Genomic DNA, 11,012 nt, shown 5'->3' with positions numbered 1-11,012 from the left:
CGCGCCACGGCGAGAAGCTCGCCGTGGCGCGTGAACCCGTCAGCGCAGGCGGGCCTCGATGGCCTCGATGACGCGCGGGCGCAGTTCCGCCGCGCGGATGACGGCGTCGACGGAGCCGACCTCGACGGCGCGCTGGATGTTGTGCACCCGGTCGAACTCGGCGGCCACCTCGCCCAGCTTCTCCACGCGCACCGTCGAGCGCAGCTCGTCGAGCTCCGCCGTCAGCGCCGCGCGGTCGGTGCCGGAGGCGGCCGCGACGCGGGCCTCCAGCTCCCGCACGCGCGGGTCGGCGGCGGTACGGGCGTTGACGTCGCCGGAGAACACCACCGCGGCGGCGGGGGCACCGCCGAGCACCGAGGCGAACGAGCCTTCCAGCGCGAGCACGCTCATGTTCGGGTTCAGCGCCTTGGAGAACACCACGAACGCGCCCCCGTGGTAGCGCGAGATCACGCAGAACACGATGGGCCCGCGGAAGTTCACGATCGCCCGGCCGATCTCGGCGCCGTACTCCAGTTGCAGGTTCCGCATCGACTCCGGTGAGCCGTCGAAGCCCGACAGGTTCGCCAGCACCACCAGCGGCCGGTTGCCGCTGGCCGCGTTGATCGCCCGCGCGGCCTTCTTCGACGACCGCGGGAACAGGGTGCCGGCGGTGTAGGTGTCCGGGCCGTCGGTGGGCGGGATGCCCCGACGCGGCACCGCCCGCGACTCGATGCCGATGAGGCACACCGGCATGCCGCCGAGATGTACGTCCTGCACCGCCACGGTCTCCGCGTCGGCCATGCCCGCCCACCGTTCCAGCACCGGGCGGTCCTGGTCGGAGAGCGCCCGCATCACGGTCCGGATGTCGAACGGCTTCTTGCGGTCCGGGTTGGCCTCGACGGAGAAGATCTCACCGACGGTGGTGAAGTCGCTGCCCGCCACGACGTGCGGGAAGTCGGAGATGTCGCGGTCGACGGGGTCGGACGTCCGTACCCGTCGTGGCCGCTGCTCACCGGGCGCGACGTACGTGTGCTCGTAGTGCGCCATCAGCACGTCCCGCGCGGCGGCCAGGTTCGGCGTCCAGTACTGCGCCTGCCCGTTCGGGCCCATCACCCGGTCGTAGCCGCCGATGCCGAAGTTGTCCTCGGCCGACACCCCGCCGGAGAAGTCGAGCGACTGCTTGCCGGTGAGCACCATCGCCGAGTCCGGCGTCATCACCAGGATGCCCCTGGTGTGCATGAGCATCGTCGCCTCGGCGTTCCAGTACGGCTGCGCGCCGACGGTGATGCCCGCGACCACGATGTTGATCTCGCCGCCGTCCTGGGTGAACTCGACGATCCGTTTGAGCGCCGCGGCCACCCAGTCCATGTTCTCCGTGCCCGACTCCATCGAGATCCGGGCGCCCGCGGACAGCGCGTACCACTCCAGCGGCACGCTCATCCGCTCGGCCAGGTCCAGTGCCGCGATCACCCGGCGGCACTCCGCCTCCGACAGCGCGCCGAGCGCCTTCGTCGGGTCGCCGAGCAGCACGACCCGGGTGACGCCCTGCGGGTGTCGGCGGGTCGGCGTGGTCACCACGCCGGCGACGATCGCCGCGCTGTTGCGCCCCTTCGGCCGGTCCACCGGCACCAGCGCGTGATCGTCGTCGAGGTCGTGCTCGACGAAGGTGCCGAGCAGGTCGGTCAGCTCGTACGGGTACACCGCGTTGCGGCTGCTCGCGCGCAGCACCTTCTGCCGGTAGTCGTCGAGCGGCTCGACCGGCTCCTCCGACGGCTCGCCGACGGTCAGCCTCGTGCCGCCGGCGGCGTCGAACGAGACGCGTACGGCGATCTTGGTCAGCTCGCCGGTCCGCTGGTCGCGCTGCCGCGCGATGAACAGGATCTCCTCCAGCCCCGCGCCGGCGGTCGTCGGCAGCACACGCCGGGCGATCATGTTCAGTTCCGCGCGGGTGAGGTCGCTCGGCGGCCAGACGTAGACGACGATCCGGTTGGTGCTGAAGCGCTTGCGCGACGGCCGCCGTGACTGCGCTCGGCGGATCGAGTCCAGACAGGTGGCGAGGACGTCCTCGGCGGTCGGCAGCGCCACCAGCCGGCCGTCGTGCTCGCGCAGCTCGGTCAGGTCGCGCACCTGGGCGAACGCGACGAGGCGGTCGTCCGACGGGTTGTCCCGCGCGACGCACTGGTAGAGGTAGACCTCCTCGTCCGACGACGGCAGCCGGGTCAGGTCGAACCTGCTCAGCCGCTCCATCTGCATCCGCTGCGCGATGTACGGGTGCAGGCCGCGGATCAGCCGCTCCTCGCTCATCCCCATGGTCGACGGGCGGAAGGTGAAGTGGTGGTGCATCACCGCGCCGCTGCGGCCCGCGACGGTGGTGGTGAGCCTGCGGACCTGGTGGGGCAGCGGGTGCGCGTTGACGACCTCGTGCAGGGCCGCGGCCATCGCGTCGAAGTCCTCCGGCTGCCCCTCCCAGGCCAGGTAGATGTCGACGTCGATGGCGTCGTGGCCGCTCGCCAGCTCCGCGAGGCCGCGCAGCGCGCTGCCCAGCGCCTCGAAGCGCACGGCCGAGGAGACCACGCACGAGTCGGCCCGCTCGGCGACCACGAACGTGCAGCCCTCGACCTTGCTGGTGCGTACGCCGGTGAGGCCCTTGTTGCCGTAGTAGCGCCGGGTCAGCACCTCCAGCATGACCGCGTTGTCCAGATGGTCGCGGACGAGCCGCTGGCCGAGCAGCCGCACCAGCGGCTCGGTGGAGCGCACCATCTCGGCGATGCGCTCGGCGCGGTCCGGCGCGTCGGGGTGCGCGTCCAGGTGGCGCAGGTGCCGGCGGACGTCGGCGTAGACGCGGGCGCGGTTGCGGCGCAGCAGCGGCTGGGCGAACCAGGAGAACACCACGCCGCGCGCGAGGTCGCAGACCACCGGGAAGCGGACCTGCGTCGCGGCCACCAGCCGCTCCAGCGCGAGACCGGCGGGCTCGCGCAGCGACTCGACCGGCGGCGGCTCGCGCAGCCAGGCGCGCAGCAGCGCCGCGACGACCGTGGCGTCGGCGGACGCGCGTTGCAGGGCGAGGAAGATCCGGAACACGGCGGCCTCGAGCTCGGGGGAGCGCTCCAGCTCGGTGACGCCGTAGTGCCCGAGCGCCTTGGCGAGCTTGGCCTGGAAGGCCTCCGGCAGGCCGGCCCGCTCGACGTCCAGGTATCGCAGGTAGCCGTGGAAGTACTCGCGGGCGCTGGGCACGTGGCCGGTGCCGCCGTCCTCGCCCGTCGGCCGGTTGCGGCTCAGCTCGGTGAGGTCGGCGAACACCTCGATGAGGTCGAGTTCCCCGGCCAGCGGCCGGTGACCGTCCTCGGTGGCGCCCCGGCGCGCGGCGAGGTAGTCGTCGAGCAGCCGGCGCTCGTCGTGCGGGTCGACGTCGAAGCCCAGCAGCAGGCTGCGCAGGTCCTCCTGGCCGCGCCCGGCGCGCTCGCGTGCCGGGATCCTGTCGGGCGCGGCGGGCAGGTCCAGCTCGACGGCCTCGCCGGCCGAGGTCTCGCCGGCCTCGGCGTCGTCGCCGAGCGGCTCCAACCGCAGCAGCGGTGCGCCGGCCTCGACCTGGGTGCCCACGGACACGACGCATTCCTTCAGCCGCGCCCGGAACGGCGCGCGCAGCACCGTCTCCATCTTCATGCTCTCCAGCACCAGCACGGGCGCGCCCGCCTCGACCTCGGCGCCGACCCGCAACGGCGTGGCGACGACCAGGGCGGGCGAGGGCGAGCGCAGGACGCCGCCCTCGTCGCGGCTGACCCGGTGCGTCACGCCGTTCACCTCGACCAGGTGGATCGGCCCGTGCGTGCCGATGAGCAGGCGGTAGCGGGTGCCGTTGACGACGATCTGCCCGCAGTGCCGGTCGAAGCGCTCCAGCTCGACGTCGGCGGTGCGCACGGCGCCACCGGCTTCGATGCCGACGCGGAAGCGGTGCGCGCCGACCCGCGCGACGCGTACGCGGTAGCCGACACCGCGGAGCTTGAGGTCCAGCGGCCGGCCGCTCTCGTGCTGCACCTGCGGGCGCCCGCCGAACGCCGTCGACAGCAGCCGCTGCCGCTCGACGCGTTCCTCCTCCTCGTACGCCTCGATGGCGGCGGCCGCCAGCGCGACGGCGGAGTGCCGGTGCGAGACGAGCCTGCCCTCGCCCCGGACGCGGTCGATCCAGCCCGTGTCCGCGCTGGCGTCGATCACCTCCGGCTGGTCGAGCAGGTCGAGCACGAAGCTCTTGTTCGTCGCGCCACCCTCGATGATCACCGTGGTCTGCGCCATGGCGCGGCGCAACCGGCCGAGCGCCTCGTCGCGGTCGCGGCCGTACGCGATGATCTTCGCGATCATCGAGTCGAAGTCGGCCGGGATGGTGTCGCCCTCGCTGACGCCGGTGTCCACGCGGATGCCCGGACCGGCGGGCAGGTCGAGGCGCGCGATGCGGCCGGGGGAGGGCGCGAAGTCGCGGTCGGGATCCTCGGCGTTCAGCCGGGCCTCGATGGCGTGCCCGCGCTCCGGCGGCGGCTCGCCCTCGAGCCGCCCGCCCGAGGCCACGTGCAGCTGTGCCTTGACCAGGTCGTATCCGGTGGTGGACTCGGTGATCGGATGCTCGACCTGCAGCCGGGTGTTCACCTCCAGGAACGCGAACAGCCGGTCGCCGGGGTGGTAGAGGAACTCCACGGTCGCCGCGCCGCGGTAGGCGACCGCGACGGCCAGCCGCTCGGCCGACGCCTTGAGCTCGGCCGTCTGTTCAGGGCCGAGGACCGGCGACGCCGACTCCTCGATGACCTTCTGGTTGCGTCGCTGCACCGAGCAGTCGCGCACGCCGAGCGCCCACGCGGTGCCCTGGCCGTCCGCGATCACCTGGACCTCGACGTGGCGGGCGCCGGTGACCAGGCGCTCCAGGAACACGACGCCGCTGCCGAACGCCCGAGCGGCCTCCTGGCTGGTGCGCTCGTAGGCGTCGGCGAGCTCGGCCTCGTTGGTGATGACACGGATGCCGCGCCCGCCGCCGCCCGCGGTCGCCTTGAGCATCAGCGGGTAGCCGATCTCGGCCGCCGCCGCGAGGGCGGCGTCGAGGGTCTCGACCGCGCCGCGGCTCCACGGCGCGACCGGCACGCCGACCTCCTCGGCGATCAGCTTCGCGCCGATCTTGTCGCCGAGCTTGCGCATGGCCTCCGGGCTCGGCCCGACGAAGGTGATCCCGACCTTCTCGCACAGCTCCGCGAACGCCGGGTCCTCGGCGACGAAGCCCCAGCCGACCCACGCGGCGTCGGCCCCGGTCTCCACCAGCGCGCGCTCCAGCACCTTCAGGTCGAGGTACGGGCGCGCGGACGCGGGACCGAGGTCGTAGGACAGGTCCGCCTCGCGGACGAAGGTGGCCGTGCGGTCGACGTCGGTGTGCAGGGCTACGGTCTCGATCCGTGTCCCGGTCTCCGCGGCGATGTCCCGTACGGCGTGGATGAGCCGCATGGCGGCCTCACCGCGGTTGACGATGGCGACACGACTGAACACTCGACCAGGCCCTCCTGTAGAAACCAATGATGCGCGACGCCACGACGCCGCGGCACCTTCGGCAGTGTCCACCCTTGCATCCAGGGATCAGAACCCCAGGGGTCCGTGTCCCTCCGCGCGCGTCGCGACATAGGGGTCCTGAGCAGCGAATACGCTTGCTCCGATCGAGGCGTGTTCCTGAGGCGTGGCAGGATCTTCCACTTGCTGGGACGTCGCACGTCCGGACGCGTCCGCAACCCCTAGTGCCGCGCGGAACGGGCGATCCGCTGGGGTCGGCCGGCCGCCGCCCCGCCGCCGTCGGCTGTGAACTCCGTTACCTCGCCGCCGACCGGGAATGAGATCATCGGATCCGGATTTGCAGCCAGGTGTGACTCCTACACCGCTTTCGGGCCGGCCGCGCGACGACCGGCCGGAGACGACCCGATGACCGCCGCCGTCGACGCCCCCGGGGCCCCGGCGGCCAGGACGACGCCGGGTGACCTGATGAGCCCCCGGCAACGCCTGCGGCTCGTCCTCGTCCTCGGGTCGCTGACCGCGGTGGGCCCGCTGACCATCGACATGTACCTGCCCGCGTTTCCGGCGATCGTCGCCGACTTCCGGACCACGTCGGCGGCGGTCCAACTGACCCTCACCGGCACGCTGGTCGGCCTCGCCCTCGGCCAGCTGCTGATCGGCCCGCTGTCCGACGCCGTCGGTCGGCGCGCGCCGCTGATCGCCGGCGTCGCGCTGTACGTCGTGGCGTCACTGCTCTGTGTCGTCGCGCCGAGCATCGCGGTGCTCGGCGGGCTGCGGGTGGTGCAGGGCCTCGGCGTCGCCGCCGCCTCGGTGGTCGCGATGGCCGTGGTCCGTGACCTGTTCGACGGCGCGGCCTTCGCCAAGCTGCTCTCCAGGCTGCTGCTGGTCATGGGGGCGGCGCCGATCCTCGCCCCGACCCTCGGCAGCGGCCTGCTGCGCTGGACGGACTGGCGCGGGGTGTTCCTGGCGCTGGCCGCCTTCGGCGTGCTGCTCGTCGGGGTCGCCGCGCTGGGCCTGCGCGAGACGCTGCCGGCCGACCGCCGTCGGCGCGGCGGGGCGGTCGCGACGGTGGCCCTGTACGGCGCGCTGCTGCGTGACCGTACGTTCGTGGGCCTGGTCCTGGTCGCCGGACTGGCCATGGCGGCGTTGTTCGCGTACGTGGCCGGGTCGTCGTTCGTCCTGCAACAGCAGTACGGCCTGGACGAGCAGCAGTTCGGGCTGGCCTTCGGCGCGGGCGCCGTCGGACTGATCGCGGCGACCCAGTTCAACGTACGGCTGCTGCGCCGCCACTCGCCGCAGCGGATCCTCGTCGTGGCCCTGGGCATGGGCAGCGTGGCCGGACTGGCGCTGCTGGCATTCGCGGCGACCGGGTTCGGCGGGCTGCCCGGCCTGCTGGTGTCGCTGTGGGTGGTGCTCGCGGCGGCGGGCCTCGCGATGCCGAACGCGCCGGCCCTGGCCCTGTCCCGTCACGGGGAGGCGGCCGGCACGGCCTCCGCCCTGCTCGGCGCGGTGCAGTTCGGCGTCGGTGCGCTGGCCGCGCCCCTGGTGGGCGTGCTGGGCACCGGCGCGGTCGCCATGGCCGTCGTCGTGGCGGGCGGCATGCTGGCGGCGACGGCGGTCCTGCTCGTCGTGGTGCGCCCGGCCCGGCTCGCCGGTCTCGAACCGGAGGCGGCGGCCCTGACGGCGCACTGAGCGGGCGGCAGCCCCGTCCACGCCGCGTTCGTGGCGCGTTTCGGAAGCTGCGCGGCCGCGGCCGGCGGGTGACGGCCGTCGCGGCCGAGCGGTCCGGCCCGCCGCCGCGACGAGCACCGGCCGGTGGCCGCGCAGCGACACGGGCCGTCAGCGCGGCTTCTCGGCGAGGTCCCTGATGCCCTGCAACGTGGTGGTCATGGCGTCGCGCAGGGCTGCCAGCCGGCGTTCGATGATCTGCTCCTCGTTCTCCGGAGCCTGGTCGATGACCAGGCTGAGCCCGGTACGGCCGGGGCCGATCCGCACGGCGTGCGACAGTCGGCAACCGTCGTCCTCGGCGGTGAGGCGGTACTGCCAGGTGGCGCCCGGGTGCGCGGGGTCGGCGACGCCGCCGCCGAAGCGGTCGTCCGGGTCGGTGACCACCCAGCCGAAGACCCGTGGCTCGTCGAACTGCACGACGTGCGAGATGGTGCGCCACTCGCCGATGGCGGGATGCTGGTTGTGCCCCTCGAACCGGGCGCCGAGGGCCGGGCCGCCGGTGTCGTCCAACCAGCGCACCCGGCGCAGCTCCGAACTGAACCGCGCGGGCAGTTCGATGTCCGTGACCAACTCCCACACCCGGGCGGGAGCGGCTGCCAGGTAGAGGTCGCACTCGACCGCCGGGCCGTCGACGTAGCGCACGGCATCCTCCTTCGTGTCCTTCACGCTTCTCCGGTCAGCGGCTGCCGCCCACACAGGACGGACGGCAGCCGCACCGACAAGGATGGCCCCTCCGGGCCGACCGCGCAGCCCCGCCGGGCCCACGCGCCGGGTTCGTCGAACGACGTCCAGCGCCCGCGCCGGGTTCGGCGGGGCGACGTTCAGCGGCGATCCGGCGTCAGGGTCGTGGCGCCGCCGGGTGGGAGCCGAGGGCGTCGTGGTCGGCGTACGGCCAGGGGCCGCCGCGCGACTGACCCGGCCGCCACCTCGCGTACCTGCCCGGGAACGCCCGACGGCCGTGCAACGATCGTCGGGCGTCGTGCCGACCGGTCCGTCCCGCCGGTCGTCCCGCGCACCGGTCTTTGGCAGGCAGGCGGGCAGGCCACCTCGTACCCCTTGGAGCGCATCATGCCGTTGTCCCCGGCCCGGGTCCTCGCCGCCCTGAACGCGGTGCGGCCACCGGAGCAGGCGTCCCCGGTCGTCGGCAGGGCCGTCGTGGTCGGCGGCAGCGTCGCCGGGTTGCTGGCGGCCCGCGTGTTGTCCGACTACGCGGAGAGCGTGGTCGTCGTCGACCGCGACGATCCACAGGCCACCGGCGGGCGGCCGGGCGTGCCACAGGGTACGCAGCTGCACGCGCTGCTGCCCGGCGGCTTCCTCCAGCTCGAACGCCTCTTCCCCGGATTCCGCGGACAGGCCCTGGCCCAGGGGGCGGTCGAGGCGCCACCCGGGGCCCGGCGCAGCTATCTCGACGGCCGGCTGAAGGTCGTCGTACCCGACGACGCCGACAGCCTGGCGGGCAGCCGACCCCTGCTGGAAGGGCTGATCCGCCAGCAGGTGCTGCGGCTGCCCAACGTCAAGACGGTCACCGCCCGCGCCACCGGCCTCGTGTGCGAGGGCGGCGTGGCCACCGGGGTCCGCTGCGAGGCCGGTGGGGCGACCGGCGTCGAGTCGGGTGCCCTCGTGGTCGACGCCATGGGGCGATCGAGCCGGCTGTCCGACTGGCTGGAGCAGGCCGGTTGGGAGCGGCCCGCCCTGCGGCGGATGACCGTGAACCTCAACTATGCGACCGCCCTGTTCCGGCGCCGGGAGACGCACCCGCAGGCCACGGTCGTCCTGGCACTGAACACTCCGGGATCGTCGTCGGACGTGGCCGGCGCCGCGTTCTTCGCCGTCGAGGACGGCCGCTGGATGGCCATGATGGCCGGGTACGGCGACAACCGTCCGGGGCGCACCGCGGAGGACTTCGTGCGCCGGTTGCGGGAACAGTTCCCGCCGGAGTTCGGCGAGGTCGCCGGGAGCGAGCTGCTCGGTGCGGTCCAGACCTACCGGCACGCCGACAGCCGGCGGCGGGACTTCCACGGCCTGCGGCGGCTCCCGGCCGGGCTCGTCAGCGTCGGTGACGCGGTCGCCTCGTTCAACCCGGTGTACGGGCAGGGCATGACGGCTGCGTCCCTGCACGCGGCCTGCCTGTCGACGTACCTGCGGTCGGGCCCCGACCCGGGCATGCCCGCGCGCCGGTTCTTCGCCCTCCAGAAGGTCGTGGTCGACGTGGCCTGGTCGATGTCGACCTCCGCCGATCTGGCGCTGCCGCACGTCGACGGGCCCTACCCGCGCGGCTACCGGTTCTCCAGTTGGGTCAGCAGGCAGATCGTCGCGGCGACCGTCACGGACGTGCCGACCGCCCGGCGCTTCAACGAGGTCGTCTCCCTGCGTGCGCACCCGAGGTCGCTGGCCACACCCGGCGTGCTCCTGGGCGCGCTGCGCGCCAACCGGCGGGCCCGCTGAACCGGCGTTGACCCGGTCGTCCCGCCGGGCTCAGGCCCGGGTGATCCGTACGGCGTCGGCGACCACGTAGCCACTGCCGCCGGTCCAGCGGCTCACCCCTACCTTGTTGCCGTCGCCGGCCGCGAGCGTGAACACGCCGATCGACACCCACCGCCCGCCGTTGACGCGTTGGTCGACCGTTACCGACCGGTTGCCCGAGGCGGTGGCGACGATGTAGGGCGTCTGGCCGTTGTAACCGGGATCGGCGGGGTACCAGACCGAGATCTCGTAGGCCCCCGTCGCCGGGATGTCCGCCCGGTACCAGGCGACGTCGCTGGCCGACGTCGGGCTCGCGTAGCGGTAGTTCGTGCCGAACCGGCTGCCGGAGTACGACGACGTGCTCCAGTTGCTGCTCGCCGTGAACCGGCCGGACGTGGTGTTGTCGACGGTGGTGCTCCACTGCTGCGGGGGCGGCTGCTGGGACGTGCTCACGTCCAGGTAGTTGCGGTCGATCTTCATCGTCACGCCGCCCCAGGTCTCCGTCACGTCCCCGGCGTACTGGTGCAGCCGCTGGTGGTTGGCGTAGTACGCGTCGGAGCAGTAGTTGCCGGCGTCGGTGTCGGCCACGCCGTTCCACCAGGCGATCCAGATCTGGTCCAGCCTGGTGTAGCTCGGGTTGTGGTATTCCAGGCAGACGTCCCTGATGCCGGAGGATCCGCTGGAGTACATGCCGGCCAGGTAGCCGTGGGTGTGCAGTCGCTCGACCCAGCCGGACAGGAACGACAGCACGGCGGCGCGGCAGGCCGTGGTCGTCGGGTAGTGCTCGATGTCGTTGTAGATGGTGCTGCCGGCGCCGATGCCCAGCGCCCGTGCGGCGTTGGCGGCGCTGTCGGCGGCGGTGCGGCCCTGCGAGCGCGCGGTGCCGGGATCGGCCGACATCTTCGGCGCCCGGGTGCCGCAGGGCGCCTGGTAGCCGAGTTCGATGGGGATGAGCCGCCAACCGTTGGCGGTCTGGTTGCTGACCCAGGTCGCCGTCAGGTTGGGCTGCGCACACGTGCGGCTGGCACCGCTGATGTAGATGCCCACCGCGCGGTACGGCGAACTGGCACGCCACGCGTTCATCGCCGACTGCGACGGGGCGGCGCAGGTGTCGAAGCCCTTACCGACGAAGGTGCCGGGCTGCGGACCGACGGCCGACACCGCCACGGACTGCGGCTGCGCCTGTGGGGCGGGCGCCGCCGCCGCCGAAGCTGCCGCCGATGCGAGCGTGGTGCTGAGCGCCGCTGCGGTGGCGATGCTCGTCAGCCATGCGGTGGTCCTTCTCATCCCGGTCTCCCTCGAAGGAT

At 73.3% G+C, this 11,012-nt stretch carries 5 protein-coding genes; 2 read left to right on the top strand and 3 right to left on the bottom strand.

The genetic code is table 11. The features are described 5' to 3' along the window. Window positions 1-39: 39 nt before the first annotated feature. Entirely contained in the window at window positions 40-5,499 is a 5,460-nt protein-coding gene (locus KBX06_RS19900; RefSeq protein ID WP_210837291.1) for a carboxyl transferase domain-containing protein, read from the bottom strand. A gap of 483 nt (window positions 5,500-5,982) precedes the next feature. Here KBX06_RS19900 and KBX06_RS19895 point away from each other — a divergent pair, with 483 nt between their 5' ends. After that, the gene (locus KBX06_RS19895; RefSeq protein ID WP_210837450.1) at window positions 5,983-7,206 is read left to right on the top strand and encodes a multidrug effflux MFS transporter; all 1,224 of its coding nucleotides are present in this window, start codon (window positions 5,983-5,985) and stop codon (window positions 7,204-7,206) included. Between the two features lie 147 nt (window positions 7,207-7,353). Here the strand turns inward: KBX06_RS19895 and KBX06_RS19890 are convergent, their stop codons facing one another. Next, window positions 7,354-7,884: an SRPBCC family protein gene (locus KBX06_RS19890; RefSeq protein WP_210837289.1), complete on the bottom strand. Its 531-nt coding sequence runs from the start codon at window positions 7,882-7,884 to the stop codon at window positions 7,354-7,356. 426 nt (window positions 7,885-8,310) lie between these two features. On the opposite strand from KBX06_RS19890, the gene KBX06_RS19885 reads away from it, so the two are divergent. Further along, the gene (locus KBX06_RS19885; RefSeq protein ID WP_210837287.1) at window positions 8,311-9,687 is read left to right on the top strand and encodes an FAD-dependent oxidoreductase; all 1,377 of its coding nucleotides are present in this window, start codon (window positions 8,311-8,313) and stop codon (window positions 9,685-9,687) included. A 30-nt stretch (window positions 9,688-9,717) separates the two neighbouring features. On the opposite strand, the gene KBX06_RS19880 is transcribed toward KBX06_RS19885, so the two are convergent. Beyond that, the gene (locus KBX06_RS19880; RefSeq protein ID WP_210837285.1) at window positions 9,718-10,992 is read right to left on the bottom strand and encodes a glycoside hydrolase domain-containing protein; all 1,275 of its coding nucleotides are present in this window, start codon (window positions 10,990-10,992) and stop codon (window positions 9,718-9,720) included. Window positions 10,993-11,012 lie beyond the last annotated feature (20 nt).

The sequence above is a fragment of the Micromonospora sp. C31 genome (genome assembly GCF_018070575.1).
In the GTDB taxonomy this organism is placed as follows: Bacteria; Actinomycetota; Actinomycetes; order Mycobacteriales; family Micromonosporaceae; genus Micromonospora.
The sequence above is the reverse complement of the archived record's forward strand: the minus strand, read 5'-3'. Positions and strand labels throughout refer to the sequence as shown.

Excerpts from the sequence above, each read along its gene's own strand:
- KBX06_RS19895 (WP_210837450.1), top strand. The coding sequence starts at position 5,983 with ATGAGCCCCCGGCAACGCCTGCGGCTCGTCCTCGTCCTCGGGTCGCTG.
- KBX06_RS19880 (WP_210837285.1), bottom strand. The coding sequence starts at position 10,992 with ATGAGAAGGACCACCGCATGGCTGACGAGCATCGCCACCGCAGCGGCG.
- KBX06_RS19885 (WP_210837287.1), top strand. The coding sequence starts at position 8,311 with ATGCCGTTGTCCCCGGCCCGGGTCCTCGCCGCCCTGAACGCGGTGCGG.